Source organism: Klebsiella sp. P1954 (assembly GCF_018199955.1).
GTDB lineage: Bacteria > Pseudomonadota > Gammaproteobacteria > Enterobacterales > Enterobacteriaceae > Klebsiella > Klebsiella pneumoniae.
Genome location: NZ_CP073373.1, coordinates 4,233,942 through 4,253,186 on the forward strand (window position 1 = coordinate 4,233,942; position 19,245 = coordinate 4,253,186).

Here is a 19,245-nt window from a genome sequence, read left to right on the forward strand (position 1 = left end):
GGAGTCGGCACATGGCTGTAAAAGCAAAGCGCTTCCGCATCGGTGTGGAAGGGGCAACGACAGACGGGCGCAATATTGAGCGTGCCTGGCTGGAACAGATGGCGGCGAGCTATGACCCGCAGGTGTATACCGCGTTGATTAATCTGGAGCACATCAAGGGTTACACCCCTGATAGCCCTTTCCGCCGTTTCGGGACCGTGGATAAGCTGGAGGCTGAGGAGATTACAGACGGCCCGCTGAAAGGGAAAATGGCCCTGTATGCGTGGATCACCCCGTCAGAGGACCTGGTGGCGTATACCCGTAATCTGCAAAAGCTGTTTACCTCGATGGAGGTCAATACCAGTTTTGCCGATACCGGCAAAGCCTACCTGGTTGGTCTGGCGGCGACGGATGATCCCGCAAGCCTCGGTACTGAAATGCTGCAGTTTAGCGCCAGCGCCAGAAGTAACCCCCTGGCAGGCCGCAAGCAAAACCCTGAAAACCTCTTTACCGCCGCAGAAGAAACGCTGATCGAGTGGGAAGAAGTCCAGGACGAAAAACCCTCCCTGTTTTCCCGCGTTGCCGCGATGTTCACCAAAAAAGAACAGAACGATGAAGCGCGTTTTTCTGACGTGCATCGCGCGGTGGAGCTGATTGCTACTGAACAGCAAAACCTGAGCGAACGTACTGATCACTCCCTGTCTGCGCAGGATGCGCGCATTGCTGAGCTGGAAGCCTCCCTGCAGGAACAGCAGACCGCTTTTGCTGAACTGGAGCAGCGGCTGAGCCAGGAAGACAGCCGCAAAGATTATCGCCAGCGCGCGCCGGGCGGAAACGCACCGGCAGGCACACTGACCAATTGCTGATGGAGCATAAGAACCAATGAAAAAGAAAACCCGTTTTGCCTTTAACGCCTACCTGCAGCAGCTGGCACGCCTGAACAATGTGGAAGTGGAAGAACTTTCCAGCAAATTCACCGTTGAGCCGTCGGTACAGCAGACGCTGGAAGACCAGATCCAGCAGTCCGCTGCATTTCTGACGCTGATTAACATCACCCCGGTGGATGAGCAGTCAGGCCAGCTGCTGGGTCTGGGTGTCGGTAGCACGATTGCCGGTACCACGGATACCACCGCCAAAGAGCGCGAACCAACTGACCCGACGCTGATGGAAGACGTGGAATACAAATGCGAACAGACCAACTTTGATACGGTGCTGACCTACGCAAAGCTTGACCTGTGGGCAAAGTTCCAGGATTTCCAGGTGCGGATCCGTAACGCCATCGTGAAGCGCCAGGCTCTGGACCGCATCATGATCGGGTTCAACGGCGTGAAGCGTGCCAAAACCTCTGACCGCGACGCCAACCCGATGCTGCAGGACGTAAATAAGGGCTGGCTGCAAAAAATCCGCGAAGATGCGCCGGATCATGTCATGGGCAGCGAAACCAAAGACGGCGTGACCACCAAAGGCGCCGTGAAGGTTGGTAAGGGTGGCGATTATGCCAACCTGGATGCCGTGGTGATGGATGCGGTCAACGAGCTGATCGACCCGGTATATCAGGATGATGATGATCTGGTGGTGGTCTGTGGCCGTGAGCTGCTGTCTGACAAGTATTTCCCGCTGGTTAACAAAGACCAGGAGAACACGGAGAAGCTGGCCGCTGATCTGATCATCAGCCAGAAACGCATGGGTGGACTGCAGGCTGTACGCGCGCCGTATTTCCCTGCGAATGCACTGCTGATCACCCGTCTGGATAACCTGTCCATTTACTGGCAGGAAGATACCCGCCGTCGTTCTGTTATCGATAACCCGAAACGTGACCGGATCGAGAATTTCGAGTCCGTCAATGAAGCGTATGTGGTTGAGGATTACCGCTGCGCGGCGTTGGTCGAAAACATCCAGATGGGGGATTTCAGCGCGCCAGCTGTACCGGAAGGCGAGGGGGCGTAACGCATGAGCCTGAGTCCCGCACGGCAGCACCGCCTGCGCGTCCAGGCTGAACAGGCCGCCCGACAGGGCGGCAATGTTCGCCACGCGACGGGGTATGACCTGATGCTGATGCAGCTGGCGGAGGACCGCCGCCGCCTGAAAGGTATCCAGTCCACCGTGAAGAAAGCCCAAATCAAAGTGGAACTGCTGCCCAGTTATTCCGCCTGGGTGGAGGGGGTGCTGGCTGCTGATGGTGCCCGGCAGGATGACGTGGTGATGTTTGTGATGCTCTGGCGTATCGATGCCGGGGATTATGCCGGTGCGCTGGATGCAGGGCGTCATGCGCTGCGGCACGGATGGGTGATGCCCATCGGAAACCGTAACGTCCAGACGGTGCTGGCAGAGGAAATGGCAGACGCTGCGCAGGCCGCTCTGCTGGCAGGTGAATCTTTCGATGCCGGGTTGTTACTGCAGACACTGGAGCTGACAGACGGCCAGGATATGCCAGACCAGTCACGGGCACGCCTGCATAAAGCGATTGGCGCTGTACTGACCGAAACCAGCCCGGCCTCCGCCCTGAATCACATCAATCATGCGCTGCAGCTTGATCCACGCTGTGGCGTCAAAAAAGAAAAACAGCAGCTGGAGCGCAGATTGCGCAATGACAGCCGTTAACGGAACGTGCCCCGCGCACGGGCGGCACGGGGTGGCGAAAGGCTTTTGCCACATCAAAACCCCGTCCACCGCCCACTATTTCAGGAGAAAGCCCGCATGAAGTTTGTTGCGCCTGAGCAGGCGCCGGAACAGGCGGAAATTATCAAAAATACGCCGTTCTGGCCCGATGTTGATTTATCAGAGTTTCGCAGCGTGATGCGGACGGATGGCACGGTGACGTCACCCCGTCTCGGACAACTCATCCGGTCTGCGATGTCAGAGGTCAATGCGGAGCTGTACGACTTCCGCAAGCGCCAGCAGGCGCTGGGATTTATGACGCTGGCCGATGTACCGGCGGACTTGCTGGACGGTAAAAGCGAACGTATTCACCACTACCACAACGCCGTTTATTGCTGGGCACGTGCGCAGGTGAATGAGCGTTACCAGGACTATGACGCCACGGCCTCCGGTGTGAAAAGGGGGGATGAGCTGGCGGAGACCAGCGGCGATCTGTGGCGTGATGCGCGCTGGGCAATTAGCCGGGTCCAGGATGCGCCTCACTGTACGGTGGAGCTGATCTGATGAAAGTGCGTGCGTACCAGGGTGACACGGTGGACGCGCTTTGCTGGCGTCATTACGGACGCACGCAGGGCGTCACGGAGCAGGTATTGCAGGCAAATCCGGGGCTGGCTGAGCACGGCCCGTTCTTACCACACGGGCTGCAGGTGGATCTGCCGGATATTGCCACCACTTCCACGGTGCAGACCGTCCAGTTATGGGACTGAAATATGACGCTTGAACGGATCAGCGCCTTCATCACGTACTGCATCGCTGTACTGCTGGCATGGATGGGAGATTTATCGCTTAAGGATGTGTCGACAGTGGGCGGTGTGTTGATTGGCGTGCTGATGCTGGCCATCAACTGGTACTACAAACACAAAACCTACCAGCTGCTGCGCGGCGGAAAAATTACACAGGGGGAATATGAATCCTTCAACCGTTAAACGCTGCCTGGTAGGGGCGGTGCTGGCGATTGCCGCCACCCTGCCGGGCTTTCAGCAACTTCATACCTCAGTGGAAGGGTTGAAGCTGATAGCCGATTACGAGGGCTGCCGCCTGCAGCCGTATCAGTGTGATGCGGGGGTGTGGACCGATGGCATTGGCAATACGTCCGGCGTGGTGCCGGGGAAGACCATCACGGAACGGCAGGCCGCTGGAAGTTTCATCACCAACGTTTTAAGGGTGGAGAAGGCGCTGGATCGCTGTGTCCTGGTGAGCGTACCGCAGAACGTCTATGACGCGCTGGTATCGCTGGCCTTCAACGTCGGCACGGGCAACGCCTGCAGCTCAACCATGGTGAAGTTTATCAATCAGAAGCGCTGGCGCGAGGCCTGCTATCAGTTACCGCGCTGGGTATACGTCAAAGGCGTATTTAATCCGGGGCTGGACTACCGCCGCGCGCGGGAGCTGTCCTGGTGCTTAAAAGGAGCGTAACGAAATGAAAAAGAAACTGATCGGTGGGTTATTTTCGGTGCTGTACACGGCGCTGATAATTTTTAGTCTCTTTGTTCCAAACAGTATTGTTCCGGCACTGGTTACAGCCTTGACCTGGGTAGCCTGCCTGCTGAGCTGGGGAGCGGTGCTGCTTTGCATGGCTGGATGGTATGCGGGCGGCACTCATCGGGGAGAGGCTAAGCAGGCGCTGACGCGCTTTTTCAGTACGCCAGGAAACCAGGTGATCAGATGGGCAAGGTGTTCACTGCTTGTGTTTTTTCTCGCCTTTACGGGCCACGTTGTCACCCTGGTATTTTATCTGCTGACGCTGGCCGCGCTTAAGGTTCTGCGTGCGCAGATTATTGATGCGGAGCCGGTGACGGTATGACAAAGGCGCTGGCGGTAATTCTGGCGCTGGTTGTGCTGGCGCTTGGCTGGCAGTCATGGCGGATGAAGGAGGCCAGCCAGACCATCGAGCAGCAAGGGCGGGATCTGAAAACGACAGGCGAAAAACTGGCAAAAACGAATAGCCAGCTGATTGCTTTGTCCATCCTGTCCGAAACCAATAACCGGGAACAGGCAAGGCTTTACGCGGCGGCAGAAAGTACAAACGCGCTGCTGCGAAGCCGTCAGCGCAGAATTGAGGAGTTAAAACGTGAAAATGAGGATTTACGCCGCTGGGCTGACACTCTTCTGCCTGCTGACATTATCAGGATGCGCGAACGTCCAGCCCTCGCCGGAGGTGCTGCTTACCGTGAATGGTTGTCCCAGGGTGACGCAGTGCCGCCTGGAAAAGTCGGCGGCACGCACTAACGGTGATCTGCTGACCGCGCTGGATGAAGCAGAGGCGGCCTGGGCGGTCTGCGCTGACAAAGTGGACACGATAATTTCCTGTCAGGAGCGAAACAGTGAACAAGCCTCAATCCTTACGCCGCGCCCTGAATAACGCGGTGCCATATGTCCGTGATAACCCGGATAAGCTGCATTTGTTCGTTGATAACGGATCGGTGGTGGCAACCGGGGCAGCGTCACTTTCATGGGAATATCGTTACACCCTGAATGTGGTGATTGTGGATTTCAGCGGCGATCAGGGGTTATTGATGGCGCCGGTGGTGGCCTGGTTAAGGGAAAATCAGCCGGATGCCATTCATAACCCGGAACTGCGGGAAAAGTTGCTTTCCTTTGAAGTCGATATTTTGCGCAATGATATCTGTGATATCAGCCTGAACCTGCAACTGACAGAGCGTGTGATAGTCAGCGCTGACGGTGACGTGTCCAGCGTCGAAGCGGTGCCGGAACCGGGTGAACCGGACGAAATGTGGGTGGTGAGCCGTGGCTGAGCTGCAGGAAGTTGACGCCTGGTTAGATGCGTTGCTGGCGGGACTGGAGCCTGCCGCACGTAAGCGCATGATGCGGGAGCTGGCGCAGCAGCTGCGCCGCAGTCAGCAGAAAAATATCAGGATGCAGCGCAACCCGGACGGGACGGCTTACGAGCCGCGTCGCGTGACGGCCAGAACGAAACAGGGCCGCATCCGTCGGCAGATGTTTGCAAAACTCCGCACCACAAAATACCTGAAAGCCGTCGCCAGCCAGGACTCGGCAAGCGTCGAGTTTGAGAGCCGGGTACAGCGCATAGCCCGCGTGCATCACTATGGCTTGCGTGATCGGGTCAGCCGTAAAGGGCCGGAAGTCAAATATGCAGAGCGCCGGTTGCTCGGCATCAATGATGAATCAGAAGACATTACGCGAGACATCTTACTGCGTTGGTTGTCACAGTGATTTTGTGTCAGGGATGACACAACCCGCCACGCTGCCGCACTCCCTCCGCGCGTGGCAATCTTGCCTTCATGAATACGCAATTAACCGAAATCATGCGCCTTATCACCAATCTGATCCGCACCGGCATTGTGACCGAAGTGGACCGGGACGGCTGGCTGTGCCGGGTGAAAACGGGCGACCTCGAAACCAACTGGATTAACTGGCTGACCTACCGTGCAGGTAAATCACGTACCTGGTGGTGCCCGTCTCCAGGGGAGCAGGTGGTGCTGTTCAGCCTGGGCGGCAATCTGGAAACAGCCTTTGCGCTTCCGGCCATCTACTCCAACGCCTGCCCGCCACCGTCAGACTCTGAAAGTGCGGACGTGACCGCATACGAGGATGGCGGCTGGTTCGAATACGACCCCGCCACCGGGCGCTGGATTATTCGCGGCGTGAAAAGCGTGCTGATTGAGTCTTCGCAGGTTGTCTCCTGCAAAACCGGTGAGTTTGTGATCGAGGCTGACACCACCCGTATTAACAGCAACGTGATCCTGAACGGCGATGTGACCCACGGCGGCGGCGCGATGACGTCAAACGGCGTCGTTGCTGATAAGCATAAACACCCTGGCGACAGTGGCGGAACGACGGGAGATCCATTTTGACGCTCTATATCGGGATGAGCCGCGATACCGGCAGAGCCATAACGGAAACTGACCACCTGCGCCAGTCGGTGCGTGACATTTTGCTGACCCCGCAAGGGAGCCGGCTTGCGCGCCGGGAGTATGGTTCCCTGCTTTCAGCGCTCATTGACCAGCCGCAAAACCCGGCGCTGCGCCTGCAAATCATGGCTGCGGTGTATGTGGCGCTGCGACGCTGGGAGCCGCGGCTGCAGCTGGACACCATCACGGTTAACAGCAGCAGCATGGATGGCGCAATGGTTATTGAGCTGGCAGGCCAGCGTAATGACGGCGTGCCCGTGTCCCTTTCCGTATCGACAGGAGCAGACAATGGCCGTTATTGACCTTTCCCAGCTGCCGCCGCCGCAGATTGTGGATGTGCCGGATTTTGAAACCCTGCTGTCTGAGCGCAAGGCTGAATTTGTCGCGTTATTTCCGGCAGAAGAACAGGAGGCCGTGGCCCGCACCTTAACGCTTGAATCTGAGCCGGTGGTGAAAATGCTGCAGGAAAATGTGTACCGGGAGTTGCTGCTGCGCCAGCGGATTAACGAGGCGGCGAAAGCCGTGATGGTGGCCTATTCCGGCGGGGATGACCTGGACAATTTAGGCGCGAATAACAACGTACAGCGCCGGGTGATTACGGCTGCGGACGACACCACAACGCCGCCCACGGAGGCGGTCGTGGAATCTGACGCGGATTATCGCCAGCGCATCCCGGCCGCATTTGAGGGGATGAGCGTTGCCGGTCCCGTCGGTGCGTATGAATATCACGCCCTTAGCTCGGATGGTCGGGTGGCCGATGCCTCGGCGTTCAGTCCGGCACCGGCGGAAGTCGTTGTGACGGTTCTGGCCCGCGACGGTGATGGCACCGCGTCGGATGATTTGCTGCATGTGGTCGGGGCTGCCCTGAATGATGAAGCCGTGCGCCCTGTGGCGGACCGGGTGAGCGTTCGCTCTGCTGAGATTATCCGCTATGAAATTGATGCGGTTTTGTATGTTTACCCCGGCCCGGCGAAAGAGCCGATTCTGGCGGCGGCGAAAGCGCAGGGTGCGGCATACATCAACGAGCAGCGCCGCCTGGGACGTGACGTGCGGTTATCGGCGATTTATGCCGCATTGCATGTCCAGGGCGTGCAGCGGGTGGAGCTGATGAAGCCCCTGGCTGACATGGTGTTAGATAAAACGCAGGCTTCCTTCTGTACTGACTTTAAAGCAGAAATTGGTGGCTCTGATGAATAGCCTGTTACCGCCGGGATCGTCCGCGTTGGAGCGCAGGCTGGCAATGGCCTGTTCTGGAATAAGCGATTTAAACGTGCCGCTGCGCGACCTGTGGAACCCGTGGAAATGCCCGGTGAAATTCCTGCCATATCTGGCGTGGGCCTTCTCTGTCGATGGCTGGGATGAAAGCTGGAGTGAGCAGGAGAAAAGAACGGCTGTCAGTGAATCATTCTGGCTCCATCAGCGGAAAGGGACAATAGCAGCAATCCGCCACGTAGTAGAAAAAATGGGTTATTCCATCTCTATCGAGGAGTGGTGGAATATTGCAGACCCGGCAGGGACATTCCGGCTTGAGGTTGATGTGAATGATATTGGTATCACATCAAGAATTCTGGATGAGTTAACCAGATTAATTAACGTTACAAAGCCTGTAAGTCGGCACCTGGCGCAGCTCAATATATCCGCAAAAGTGAGAGGGGATATTCATGTCGGCTCAACGTTATGCAGCGGCGACATTATCAGTATTTATCCGGCCGATTATGAGGCTGAAGACAGCATTATTTACAACGGCGTGATTTTCCACGACGACAATTTTAATTACGGGTAAGACTATGGCCAGAATTCCAGAATCCTCATCGTGGGAAGAAGAGATTGAGCTGATTTCCAGGCGCGAGCGCGTTTCCGGAGGGCTGGACGGTGTGGCAAACCGACCGCTCAAAAGCCTGGCTAATCGCACCCGCTACCTTAAGGGAAAGTCCGATGAATCAGAACGTCTTGTCGCTGAAAAAGTCAGTGCGGTAAAGACATTTGAGGAAGGCGCGACCCTGGCATCGCCGCGGGAAGAAATCCTCTATGGCAAATATCGCCTTGTGTGGACGGGCGATTTTCCAAAGACCGTACCAGCAGGCAGCACGCCAAAAGAAACCGGCGGGACGGGGGCGGGGGCCTGGGCTTACACTTCAGATGCTGTTATTCGCCAGAGTCTGGGAGCGGATGATGGCATGAAGTTGCTCGGAAGATGCCGCAGCCTCTCTTCACTCCGGGCGACTGAACCCACCGAAACGAATCAGGCCATTATCCTGCGACGAGCAGTGCAGGATGGTCATGACATTAATGTGACGCTCTGGTATGACGCAGAAGACACTGAAACCCCTGATGACGGGTATTCCGTTTTCGTCACCGGTAAAGGTGCCCGCTGGAAAGCAGACATATCCAGAGGGATTGATATTCGCCTGGCGGGTCTTTTGGCTGACAACTCCAATCTCGGATCGGTGCTGAATACCATCTTTAGTGGTGAAATAGAGAGGGTTAAAGCGGCTGGCACCATCAAAGGGGCCATTACCTCCGTTTTTATTCCGGCATCACGTCGTCCGTACACGATTGACGAGCCTGTATTTATTCCGTCATTTATGTGCCTGAGTACAGACGGGTATGTCTATATGAATTACCCATCTGCGACAGGCAGCGCGTTCAGTATTAATAACGCATCACTGGATATCAGTTCTGGCGGGATGTCGTCTAACCCGGCAGATGTTCAGGGCTGTAAAATATTTAATGCGAATGGGGGAAGGTTCATTCTTACCGGCCCGGGAGGAAATGTATCTACAGGTACCGGACTTTACGTCGGCGACCCCAATACCAGCGTTTTCGCCGTTCGCGATTTAATGATTTGTGACCTGACAATCATCGGCTTCAAATACGGAATTCAGATAACGGCGCGTAATAATTTCATAAACACGTTTTATGGGATTATCTCAATGCTGAACCAGTACGGTGTTTATGTCTCAGGTGGTCAGGCCCTGAACGCCGGCGAGAAAATGATTTTCGAAAAATGCACAATCGGGAATAACTCTGTTGCGCATTTCTGGTTTCAGGCTCCGATGTGGCACTACATCAACAACTGCTCACTGGATTACACCAGTGCTGATGTATTCCTGGTAGGGAATCTGTCTCAGGTATCAAGGATTCTCATTCAGGGCGGCCATGTTGAAGGGGTTCCGGGTTATCTGGTGAACTGTCCTGCCGCGCCGGGGATACCAGTTAAGGTGCAGTTCCGTGACACCCAGCTCTATATGAACGGCGCCAACAACTCCATGCGTCAACTTATCCATGCGCCGGGTGGTGGTTGTGCGGTTTCTTTTGAAGAGTGCGACTGGACGTTTACTGAATATTTTGAAAGCTCTCAGTACATTTCGCTGAGCGGTTATAGCGACGGCACTGAGGCGAATAACCGCTGCGTGATTACCAATAAAAGCCCCCGCGTTACCGGGCTGCGTAGCTCACAGATTCTTCCGCGATATAACAATGGCCTGATGGGCTGGCGATTCAATTTTGTCGGAACAGAGGGTGCATCGATTCTTAACCTTACCGATGCCAACACAAAAATCACGGTGTCCAGTGCAAATACTGACGTCAGCGCAAAATACGGCGCAGCAACCAGCGACGGCGCGAGGACGATTGAGATTACCACAGCCGCAGCAACTGATGTCGTCGAGCTGCTGCTGACCCCGTATTATCCGGCAAAAACTCGCCCGGCATGGTGTGGCGGCGCATCGGTTAATATTGCAGGCGTCACAGCAGGGGAATGCGACATGTACCTCGTTGCACGCACCTACGAAGAGCCAACGCTTTCTTTCAACAGTACAACCTCTGTCATTACTACTAACCGCGCTGTTGTGACGAACTATGTTTCCGACGTTATCAATGTGAGCGAAATTTTCAGCAAGGACGGAACGCCGCTGACAGCGGCCGATTACGTGGGGGTCTGGCAGAGCGTGAGCCAGGCGCAGTACGCTGACTCCTGCCGGTTAGCGCTGAGATTTACAGGGTTTGTCGGTACCGTAAAAGTGAAACTCCCGGTTTTTTGGCAAGCTTCGGTTCTGTGAGGTGTTATGTATTATTTACGGAAAAGACAATCAGTCGATAATCTGAATCAGTATGAAATATCAAAAAGCGAAACGGGAGATATTATTGTTGCCTTCGATACGGAAGACGTGGAAAGGGCAATCGATGACTCAATAAATCATATTATTAATTCACTTGGGATAAAGACGCAATTCGGTGTTTCTGTTTCCTGATAACGGAAGAAAAATATCAGGGGGCCGCGTGGCGCGTAAATAGCAATCATCAGGCTGACACGGAATCAATCAAAATGAGTAAAATTTTTAAATCTGTCATAACCCTCGCAGGGCGTGAAAAAATCGCATCTGCAATAGTTAACGGCAACAAAGTTATATTTTCAGAAATGTCAGTGGGTGATGGTGGCGGCGCTGCAACTACGCCCGGTGATGAGCAGACTTCGCTGGTTCGTGAAGTTTTTCGAACTCAACTGAACAGCCTGAAACTGTCCGATACCGAAAATATAATTATCGCAGAGATGATAATCCCGCCAGAAGCGGGCGGATTTACCATCAGAGAGGCCGCGCTGTTTGATGATGCCGGTGTGTGCATGGCAGTTGCCAACGTCCCGGAAACGTATAAACCAGTACTGGCGGAAGGTTCGGGGCGTTTTACCATTCTCCGCATCTGGCTGGCGGTCAGCAGTACCGAAGCTGTCGAGCTGGTCGTTGATCCGGGTATCGTGCTGGCAACCGTAGAAGATGTGATTAACACCGGTAATGAGATTAAAGATTATACCGATGAGCAGTTAAGCGAGCACGCAGGCTCAAGGGATCACCCTGACGCCACACTGGAAGAAAAAGGCTTTACCCAACTGAGCAATGCTATTGACAGCAGCGATCAGGATAAAGCCGCAACCCCCCTTGCGGTAAAGCGAGCCATCGAATCAGCCATACGCGCGGCATGGGAGCTGGATAACCCTGTCGGCACCGTAAAATTTTACGCGCAGAACGTTGACCCTAATGAGCGCTACCCGTGGACGGAATGGATCTATACCGGGGAAGATAAAACTATTCGCGTGGCAAAGGCCAGCGGTGCGAATATCGGCAAGACTGGCGGCAGCGATACCGCCACACTCCAGCAGGCCAACCTGCCCGCTGTGCAGATTGACGTGAGTGGCGAAACCAGCGAGCAGCCAGAGCAGAAGCTGACGACCACGCGCGGCGGTGTTCACAATCATGGTGGCGTGGCCGGTAAGGATGACCCCTGGGAGATTGGCGGCGATGTTCGGCAGCTCTTTAACCCGAAAGAGCTGGGTGTGACCGATGACGCCGGAGAGCACGACCACGAAGTCACGGTACCGGCGCACAAACACACGACCAGCGGCAAAACCGATAACCTGGGTGAAGGGAAGGCGTTTAGCGTAGTGGAGGCTCACACCCTGCTGATGTGCTGGAGCCGCGTCGCCTGAATATCCCGATAAATCAGCCCCGACAAGGGGCTTTTTTCTGCCTGCATTTGTGCCATCCACGGTACAACGGGCATCAACGGCTTGCGGTGAATGATTTCCCTACCATGGGTGAACCCCTAAACAGGAGATTCATTCATGGCGCAAGACTATCACCATGGCGTGCGTGTTGTTGAAGTTAACGACGGCACCCGCTCTATCACGACGGTGAGCACGGCGATTGTAGGCATGGTATGCACCGGCGATGATGCCGATGCCTCCGTGTTCCCGCTCAATAAGCCGGTTCTGCTTACCGATGTACTGACCGCAAGCGGCAAAGCGGGCGAGTCCGGCACGCTGGCCCGCTCACTGGATGCCATCGCAGACCAGGCAAAATCTGTCACCGTTGTAGTGCGTGTTGCCCAGGGCGAAACCGAAGCGGAAACCACCTCCAATATTATCGGCGGCGTAACCGCTGACGGTAAGAAAACGGGCATCAAAGCGCTGCTTTCGGCGCAGTCGCAGCTGGGCGTGAAGCCGCGCATTCTGGGCGTGCCGGGCCATGACACGCAGGCTGTTTCCACTGAACTGTTAAGCGTGGCGCAGAGCCTGCGCGGCTTTGCGTACCTGTCTGCCTACGGTTGTAAAACCGTGGAAGAAGCGATTGCCTACCGCGAAAATTTCAGTCAGCGAGAAGGGATGTTGATCTGGCCTGATTTCATCAACTTTGACACGGTGCTGCAGGCGGATGCGACTGCTTACGCCACTGCCCGCGCGCTGGGTCTGCGTGCAAAAATCGACGAGCAGACCGGCTGGCACAAAACCCTTTCTAACGTGGGCGTCAACGGCGTAACCGGCTTGTCTGCGGATGTGTTCTGGGATCTGCAGGACCCGGCGACCGATGCCGGACTGCTGAACCAGAACGACGTCACCACCTTGATCCGCAAGGATGGTTTCCGTTTCTGGGGTTCCCGATGCCTCAGCGATGACCCGTTATTCCAGTTTGAAAACTACACCCGTACCGCGCAGGTGCTGGCAGACACCATGGCGGAGGCGCATATGTGGGCGGTGGACATGCCGCTTAACCCTTCGCTGGCTCGCGACATTATCGAAGGTATCCGCGCCAAAATGCGCAGCCTGGTAAATCAGGGCTACCTCATCGGCGGTGATTGCTGGATTGATGACAGTGTGAATGACAAAGACACGCTGAAAGCCGGGAAACTCTGGATCGACTACGACTATACGCCAGTGCCGCCACTGGAAAACCTGATGCTGCGCCAGCGCATCACTGACCGTTACCTGGTGGATTTCACCACCCGCGTAAGCGCATAAGGGGGACCCATGGCCTTACCACGTAAGTTAAAACACCTGAATATTTTTAACGCCGGTAACAACTGGATGGGCATTGCTGAATCCGTCACCCTGCCGAAATTCACCCGCAAGCTGGAAAACTACCGCGGCGGCGGTATGCCCGGTTCAGTTGGTATCGATCTGGGGCTGGATGATGGCGCGCTGGATACGGAAATGACCATCGGCGGTACGGAGGCGCTTCTGTTTAAACAGATGGGCAAAGCCACGGTGGACGGCGTGCCGCTGCGCTTTACCGGGTCTATTCAGCGCGACGACACCGGCGAAGTGCAGGCCGTTGAGCTGGTCGTACGTGGGCGCCACAAAGAGGTGGATTCCGGAGAGTGGAAAACCGGCGAGAGCAATTCCACCAAAGTCAGCAGCGTTAACTGTTACGCGAAGCTGACCATTAACGGTGAAGTGCTCTATGAGGTCGATGCGATCAACATGATTGAAGTTGTTGATGGTGTTGACCTGATGGAAGAACACCGTAACGCCATCGGTCTGTAATTTTTTCCTGGCGCGCGAGGTCGCGCCAGCCAACCCATAACAGGAAAAGAGCATGAGTGAGAAAACAGAAGCAACGGTGAAACTGGATAGCCCGATTAAGCGCGGTGATACCACGATTACGGAAATTGTGCTGCGTAAGCCGCAATCTGGCGCGCTGCGCGGTACGCGACTGCAGGCGGTGATGGAGATGGACGTGGCCTCTATGATGACCGTGATCCCACGCATCTCCACACCAACCCTGACCCCGCAGGAAATGGCGGACCTCGACCCGGCAGACCTGGCCGCGATGTCTGTCGAGGTGGTCCTTTTTTTGTTGCCGAAGTCGGCACTTGCCGATTTGCCGACAGCCTGACGGTAGATGACCTGGTGGCGGATATCGCCACGATCTTTCACTGGCCGCCGTCCGTCACTGACGTTATGCCGCTGACGGAAGTGCTGGAGTGGCGGCACAGAGCGATAATGCGTAGCGGGGCCAGCGATGAGTGATAAAAACCTGCGCCTGCAGGTGGTTCTGAATGCGGTTGATAAACTCACCCGCCCTTTAAAAAATGCGCTGGCTGGCTCGAAGGAGCTGGCCTCCGGCATCCGGCAGACCCGTGATCAGCTTAAACGGCTTAACGACGCGGGGAGCCAGTTAAAATCTTTTGATCAACTCTCACAGAGCCTGAACCGGACCAGCAACGAGCTGGACCAGGCGAGGCTGCGTGCGCAGATGATGACGCGCGAGCTGGCAGCGCTCGAATCCCCCACGAAAAAACAGACGCAGGCGCTTGAGGCGCAATGGCGCGCCGTATCACGCCTGGAACAAAAGCAGGGGCAGGAAACGCGGCAGATGGCTGCAGCCAGGGCGGAGCTGTACCGCCTTGGCATCTCTGCGGGCGGTGGCGCCCGTGAAACGGCCAGAATTACCCGCGAAACGGATCGCTATAACCAGCAGCTGGCAGAGCAGGAGCGGCGCTTGCGAGACGTGGGCGAGCGCCAGCGTAAGCTGAATGCGATCAGGGCCAAAGCTGACAAGATGCGCGACGTGCGTAACAGCCTGGCGGGGAACGGGGCCGGGATGATGGCGGCCGGGGTGACAACGGGCGCGACCTTGCTGGCGCCCATTCGCGCCTACTCGGAATCAGAGAACGCCGCTAACCAGCTGGCAGGCTCAATGATGGGACCGGGCGGAAAGGTGGCGCCTGAGTTCCTGAAGCTGAACAAGCTGGCGATTGCCCTGGGGGACCGGTTGCCCGGTACCACGGCAGATTTTCAGAACATGATGACCATGTTACGCCGTCAGGGGATGTCAGCGCAGGTTATCCTGGGCGGGCTGGGTGAGTCGGCGGCTTACCTTGGCGTGCAGCTGCAGATGGCGCCGACGGAGGCAGCAGAGTTTGCCGCAAAACTGCAGGATGCCACGCAGACCACCGAAAAGGACATGATGAGCCTGATGGACGTAATCCAGCGGGGTTATTACGCGGGCGTTGACCCCGGCAATATGCTGCAGGGTTTTTCGAACATTGGTAGTGCAATGGATATTATCCGTCAGAAGGGATTGGGGGCAACGAAGGTATTTGCACCATTGCTGGTGATGGCGGATCAGATGGGGATGGCTGGCGAGTCAGCAGGGAATGCCTACCGTAAAATATTCCAGGCTGTCATGGATACCAAAAAAGTTAATAAAGCCAATTCTTCAATTAAAGGGGCTGGGGTTAAGTTAGATTTTACTGACGGAAAAGGAGAGTTTGGTGGACTGGATAAGCTATTTGCCCAGCTTGAAAAGTTAAAAAAATTAAATACAGAGCAAAGGCTTGCGGCACTTAAAACGGTTTTTGGTGATGATGCCGAAACGCTAAAAGTATTAAATAACATGATCAGTAAAGGGATGTCTGGTTATCGTGAAACAGTAGCGAAGCTGGAGAACCAGGCAACCCTGCGCGAGCGCGTCGATGCATCGCTTAATACCCTGGGCAACAAATGGGAAGCCGCTGGCGGCTCCTTTACCAACGCCATGGCGAGCATCGGTGAAACCGTCGCGCCGGTGCTGAAAAATATAGCGGACTGGCTGGGTAATCTGGCGTCCGCGCTGGATGGTTTTGTGAAGCGTCATCCGCAACTGACGGCGGCGCTATTTAAAATTGCGGCCGTATTTGCCGTGGTAGCTACCGCAGCGGGTGTGGTGTCACTGGCCCTGGCATCCATTCTGGGTCCTATGGCGGTAGTGCGGGTAAGTGCTGGCATTCTCCAGCTTAAATTTGCTTCTGCGTTTGGTCTGATAAAGCAGGTGATTGGTGGTGCGGGCCAGGCGGTCCTCTGGTTAGGCCGGTTGATGATGGCTAACCCCATTCTGGCGATAGTTGGCCTGATTGCGATGGGAGCCATCTATATCTGGCAGAACTGGGAAACGCTGGGGCCGAAGTTTAAAGCACTCTGGGATGCCATCACGTCAGGGGTGTCAGTAGCCTGGGCTGTGATTAAGCAGACCATAAGCAGCAAATGGGATGAAATTTTGAGTGATGTTGCCGCGCTGCCCGCAAAATTTAAAGCGGTGGGCGGGGCGATTATTGACGGCATCCTGAGTGGTATCAATGAGAAATGGGAAACGCTTAAGAGCAAGCTGGCATCGGTCAAAAGCTATCTCCCGGACTGGATGACCGGCGGCGATAATTCGCAGGGCGCCTCACCGCAGAAAAAGACCCCAGGATTTTTCGCGGGGATGTATGACAGCGGTGGTTATATTCCACGTGGGCAGGTGGGTATTGCAGGCGAGAATGGCCCGGAGCTGATTAACGGTCCGGCCTATGTGACCAGCCGCAGGAGAACGGCCGCGCTGGCGTCCGTAGTCGCCGGAATGATGGGGGGAGCAATGCCAGCAGAGGCCGCACCGCTTCATCCCATGAGTCTACCGGCAGCTTCATACCGTCCTGTAACTGATAAGCCAGCAGGCAGCCAGCCTGTATTCCAGTTTGAAACCCATGCGCAAATTATTATCCAGGCTCTGCCCGGTCAGAGCGCGCAGGATATTGCGCAGGAAGTTGCACGGCAGCTTGATGCGCGCGAGCGACGCATGAAGGCGAAGGCCCGCAGCAATTTCAGTGATCAAGGGGGGTACGATTCATGATGATGGTCCTGGGCTTGTTTGTGTTTCAGCTGCGCACGGTTCCCTATCAGCAACTGCAGTATCAGCGGAACTGGCGCCATGTGACCAACAACCGCGTTAATCGCCGTCCGACAACGCAATTTTTGGGGCCAGATAACGATCAGCTGACGCTCTCCGGCGTCCTCATGCCGGAAGTGACCGGCGGCCGGTTGTCGTTGCTGGCGCTGGAGCTAATGGCAGAGAAGGGGAAGGCGTGGCCGCTGATCGAGGGTGGTGGGACTATCTACGGCATGTATGTGATTGAGAGCCTTAACCAGACGAAAACGGAATTTTTCGCCAGTGGAGAAGCCAGGAAAATAGAGTTTTCGTTGGGGCTTAAACGGGTGGATGAGTCCCTGTCTGAAATGTTCGGCAGTCTGAGCGATCAGCTTAGCAGTCTGCAGGATTCTGCCGCCGCCGCAGTAGGGAACATCAGATCCACGGTGGGAGGGTTGCTGCAGTGAGCGAGATGGCTGATTTACTCAACCTCGGAAGCAAGACCCCGGCCTTTCGGATCGTGATTGAAGGTAAAGATGCCACGCAGACGCTGGATAAACGTCTGCTGGGTATGACACTGACCGACAACCGCGGATTTGAAGCTGACCAGCTTGATCTGGAGCTGGACGACGCCGACGGACTGGTAATTATGCCGCGTCGTGGCGCAGTGATTTCTCTGGCGCTGGGATGGAAAGGCGAGCCGCTGTACTCAAAAGGTAAGTTTACCGTTGACGAAATAGAGCATAGCGGCAGCCCGGACAGGCTGACAATCCGTGCCCGTAGTGCTGATTTCAGGGAAACGCTGAATGTCCGGCGTGAGAAGTCCTGGCACAAAACGACAGTGGGCGATGTGGTGAAAGACATTGCCGCACGGCACAGACTTAAAGTTGCTATAGGAAATGCTGTTGCTGCGATGGCGCTGGATCACCTGGACCAGACCAACGAAAGCGACGCCAGCTTTTTAATGAAGCTGGCGCGGCAGTATGGCGCGATTGCCTCAGTAAAGGACGGTAATCTGCTGTTTATCCGGCAGGGACAGGGGAAAACAGCAAGTGGTAAACCGTTGCCGGTCATCACTATTACCCGTAAGGACGGAGACAGCCATCGGTTTAGCCTGGCTGACAGGGGAGCATATACGGGTGTTATCGCTCACTGGCTGCATACCCGGGAACCGGAAAAGAAAGAAACTGCAAAGGTGAAGCGACGCCGGAGGACGACAAAACCCAAAGAGCCGGAAGCAAAGCAGGGGGATTACCTGGTCGGAACGGATGAGAATGTGCTGGTTCTGAACCGTACCTATGCGAACCGCAGTAATGCAGAACGGGCTGCAAAAATGAACTGGGAGCGGCTGCAGCGCGGTGTGGCGTCATTTTCTCTTCAGCTGGCAGAAGGCCGCGCGGATCTCTATACGGAAATGCCCGTTAAGGTCAGCGGCTTTAAACAGCCCATTGATGATGCGGAATGGACCATAACAACGTTAACGCACACGGTTAACCCGGATAGCGGATTTACGACCAGTATCGAACTGGAAGTGAAAATAGATGATCTCAATATTGAATAATTGGTTCTCTATATTGATATTGTGTATTATTAACGCGACTTCAGAGGCGGCGGCGGAGAAACGGAAATGATGAATTGCCCAAAATGCGGACATGCGGCGCATACACGAAGTAGCTTTCGAGTAACAGACCAGACAAAAGAGCGGTATTGTCAGTGCCAGAACATCAATTGCGGTGCTACGTTTATTACTCACGAAACCGTCGTGAGGTTCATCATGACGCCAGGTGTAATTGATAACGCCCCGCCGCATCCGGCAACAAGCGGGCAGGGGCATATGAATTTTTGAGCTTTTAACCTACAAATCGAAGAGGGTTTACGGAATAGGTTTGATAAAGCTTTGCCTGTAAGCCCGCGCTTCATCAAAAGTCATCTTGCCCGTGTTTTTACATTCAGCACCGCCAGCATCTATCTCAAAACCTTGATCAAGTGAGACGTTGAGCAACCTAATCTTCTTAATTGTTTCGGGTTTCCACTTATGCATTGATAGGTCAGTGCAAATGCCTTCAAACATTGCATCAGCTGCATCAGGGTGCAACTTCTGTTTGCTATATTTGATCGAGAGTACTCCGCTTTCCAGGCTATGCGTCCTTGTGTCAAATACAGCAATTAAATTTTCTATCGAGTCCGGGATTTTGTCGGCGAAAACGTTACATGAAGCCAAGAGTAACAGCATCAAAAGAGATTTTTTCATATCAGTAGTCCTTTGCATGGTTAAA

At 55.2% G+C, this 19,245-nt stretch carries 27 protein-coding genes; 26 read left to right on the forward strand and 1 reads right to left on the reverse strand.

What is annotated here, in order from left to right:
• Nucleotides 1–11: 11 nt before the first annotated feature.
• The 26 genes from KB890_RS20435 to KB890_RS20560 all read left to right on the forward strand — a co-directional run bounded on the left by KB890_RS20435 (nt 12) and on the right by KB890_RS20560 (nt 18,815).
• Nucleotides 12–845 (forward strand): GPO family capsid scaffolding protein, encoded by an 834-nt coding sequence (locus tag KB890_RS20435; protein ID WP_094965537.1) that lies wholly within the window; start codon nt 12–14, stop codon nt 843–845.
• A 16-nt stretch (nt 846–861) separates the two neighbouring features.
• Nucleotides 862–1,926 carry a phage major capsid protein, P2 family gene (locus tag KB890_RS20440; RefSeq protein WP_040025390.1) on the forward strand — a complete coding sequence of 355 codons (1,065 nt, stop codon included), beginning with the start codon at nt 862–864 and terminating at the stop codon, nt 1,924–1,926.
• Nucleotides 1,927–1,929: 3 nt separating this feature from the next.
• A complete protein-coding gene (locus KB890_RS20445) occupies nt 1,930–2,580 on the forward strand; it encodes a phage terminase small subunit (RefSeq protein ID WP_094965536.1) in 651 nt (216 codons plus the stop codon).
• A gap of 96 nt (nt 2,581–2,676) precedes the next feature.
• Entirely contained in the window at nt 2,677–3,141 is a 465-nt protein-coding gene (locus tag KB890_RS20450; RefSeq protein WP_094965534.1) for a head completion/stabilization protein, read from the forward strand.
• A complete protein-coding gene (locus tag KB890_RS20455) occupies nt 3,141–3,344 on the forward strand; it encodes a tail protein X (RefSeq protein ID WP_002896155.1) in 204 nt (67 codons plus the stop codon). The genes KB890_RS20450 and KB890_RS20455 overlap by 1 nt, the downstream gene beginning before the upstream one ends.
• A gap of 3 nt (nt 3,345–3,347) precedes the next feature.
• Entirely contained in the window at nt 3,348–3,563 is a 216-nt protein-coding gene (locus KB890_RS20460) for an HP1 family phage holin (RefSeq protein WP_004144702.1), read from the forward strand.
• Nucleotides 3,544–4,053: a lysozyme gene (locus KB890_RS20465; RefSeq protein WP_094965531.1), complete on the forward strand. Its 510-nt coding sequence runs from the start codon at nt 3,544–3,546 to the stop codon at nt 4,051–4,053. Before KB890_RS20460 ends, KB890_RS20465 begins: the two co-directional genes overlap by 20 nt.
• 4 nt (nt 4,054–4,057) lie before the next feature.
• Nucleotides 4,058–4,441, forward strand: a complete 384-nt coding sequence (locus KB890_RS20470) for a DNZ54_00345 family protein (protein ID WP_094965529.1) — start codon at nt 4,058–4,060, stop codon at nt 4,439–4,441.
• The gene (gene lysB / locus KB890_RS20475; RefSeq protein WP_020323995.1) at nt 4,438–4,866 is read left to right on the forward strand and encodes an Rz-like lysis system protein LysB; all 429 of its coding nucleotides are present in this window, start codon (nt 4,438–4,440) and stop codon (nt 4,864–4,866) included. The genes KB890_RS20470 and lysB overlap by 4 nt, the downstream gene beginning before the upstream one ends.
• A complete protein-coding gene (lysC, locus tag KB890_RS27605) occupies nt 4,754–4,999 on the forward strand; it encodes an Rz1-like lysis system protein LysC (protein ID WP_225986739.1) in 246 nt (81 codons plus the stop codon). Before lysB ends, lysC begins: the two co-directional genes overlap by 113 nt.
• Complete coding sequence (locus tag KB890_RS20485; RefSeq protein WP_094965527.1) at nt 4,962–5,393, forward strand: phage tail protein; 432 nt, start codon at nt 4,962–4,964, stop codon at nt 5,391–5,393. The genes lysC and KB890_RS20485 overlap by 38 nt, the downstream gene beginning before the upstream one ends.
• Entirely contained in the window at nt 5,386–5,832 is a 447-nt protein-coding gene (locus tag KB890_RS20490) for a phage virion morphogenesis protein (protein WP_094965524.1), read from the forward strand. The genes KB890_RS20485 and KB890_RS20490 overlap by 8 nt, the downstream gene beginning before the upstream one ends.
• 68 nt (nt 5,833–5,900) lie before the next feature.
• Nucleotides 5,901–6,473, forward strand: a complete 573-nt coding sequence (locus KB890_RS20495; RefSeq protein WP_040025397.1) for a phage baseplate assembly protein V — start codon at nt 5,901–5,903, stop codon at nt 6,471–6,473.
• Nucleotides 6,470–6,832 (forward strand): GPW/gp25 family protein, encoded by a 363-nt coding sequence (locus KB890_RS20500; RefSeq protein ID WP_004174325.1) that lies wholly within the window; start codon nt 6,470–6,472, stop codon nt 6,830–6,832. Before KB890_RS20495 ends, KB890_RS20500 begins: the two co-directional genes overlap by 4 nt.
• Nucleotides 6,819–7,727, forward strand: coding sequence for a baseplate assembly protein (locus KB890_RS20505; protein WP_094965522.1), 909 nt, complete (start codon nt 6,819–6,821; stop codon nt 7,725–7,727). Before KB890_RS20500 ends, KB890_RS20505 begins: the two co-directional genes overlap by 14 nt.
• Nucleotides 7,717–8,313 (forward strand): phage tail protein I, encoded by a 597-nt coding sequence (locus tag KB890_RS20510; RefSeq protein ID WP_087830550.1) that lies wholly within the window; start codon nt 7,717–7,719, stop codon nt 8,311–8,313. The genes KB890_RS20505 and KB890_RS20510 overlap by 11 nt, the downstream gene beginning before the upstream one ends.
• 4 nt (nt 8,314–8,317) lie before the next feature.
• A complete protein-coding gene (locus tag KB890_RS20515) occupies nt 8,318–10,591 on the forward strand; it encodes a tail fiber/spike domain-containing protein (RefSeq protein ID WP_159126271.1) in 2,274 nt (757 codons plus the stop codon).
• Nucleotides 10,592–10,857: 266 nt separating this feature from the next.
• Entirely contained in the window at nt 10,858–12,015 is a 1,158-nt protein-coding gene (locus KB890_RS20520; RefSeq protein ID WP_094965520.1) for a phage tail protein, read from the forward strand.
• A gap of 135 nt (nt 12,016–12,150) precedes the next feature.
• Entirely contained in the window at nt 12,151–13,323 is a 1,173-nt protein-coding gene (locus tag KB890_RS20525; protein WP_087830531.1) for a phage tail sheath protein, read from the forward strand.
• A gap of 9 nt (nt 13,324–13,332) precedes the next feature.
• Entirely contained in the window at nt 13,333–13,848 is a 516-nt protein-coding gene (locus tag KB890_RS20530) for a phage major tail tube protein (RefSeq protein WP_094965518.1), read from the forward strand.
• Nucleotides 13,849–13,900: 52 nt separating this feature from the next.
• The gene (locus tag KB890_RS20535; RefSeq protein WP_004144716.1) at nt 13,901–14,200 is read left to right on the forward strand and encodes a phage tail assembly protein; all 300 of its coding nucleotides are present in this window, start codon (nt 13,901–13,903) and stop codon (nt 14,198–14,200) included.
• A 14-nt stretch (nt 14,201–14,214) separates the two neighbouring features.
• A complete protein-coding gene (locus tag KB890_RS20540) occupies nt 14,215–14,334 on the forward strand; it encodes a GpE family phage tail protein (RefSeq protein ID WP_002896220.1) in 120 nt (39 codons plus the stop codon).
• Entirely contained in the window at nt 14,327–16,954 is a 2,628-nt protein-coding gene (locus KB890_RS20545; protein WP_094965517.1) for a phage tail tape measure protein, read from the forward strand. Before KB890_RS20540 ends, KB890_RS20545 begins: the two co-directional genes overlap by 8 nt.
• Entirely contained in the window at nt 16,951–17,436 is a 486-nt protein-coding gene (locus KB890_RS20550) for a phage tail protein (protein WP_094965515.1), read from the forward strand. Before KB890_RS20545 ends, KB890_RS20550 begins: the two co-directional genes overlap by 4 nt.
• Nucleotides 17,437–17,441: 5 nt before the next feature.
• Nucleotides 17,442–18,530, forward strand: a complete 1,089-nt coding sequence (locus tag KB890_RS20555; protein WP_258237281.1) for a phage late control D family protein — start codon at nt 17,442–17,444, stop codon at nt 18,528–18,530.
• 66 nt (nt 18,531–18,596) lie between these two features.
• A complete protein-coding gene (locus KB890_RS20560) occupies nt 18,597–18,815 on the forward strand; it encodes an ogr/Delta-like zinc finger family protein (RefSeq protein WP_022631378.1) in 219 nt (72 codons plus the stop codon).
• A gap of 27 nt (nt 18,816–18,842) precedes the next feature.
• Here KB890_RS20560 and KB890_RS20565 read toward each other — a convergent pair whose 3' ends face one another.
• Nucleotides 18,843–19,220: a hypothetical protein gene (locus KB890_RS20565; protein ID WP_023318902.1), complete on the reverse strand. Its 378-nt coding sequence runs from the start codon at nt 19,218–19,220 to the stop codon at nt 18,843–18,845.
• Nucleotides 19,221–19,245 lie beyond the last annotated feature (25 nt).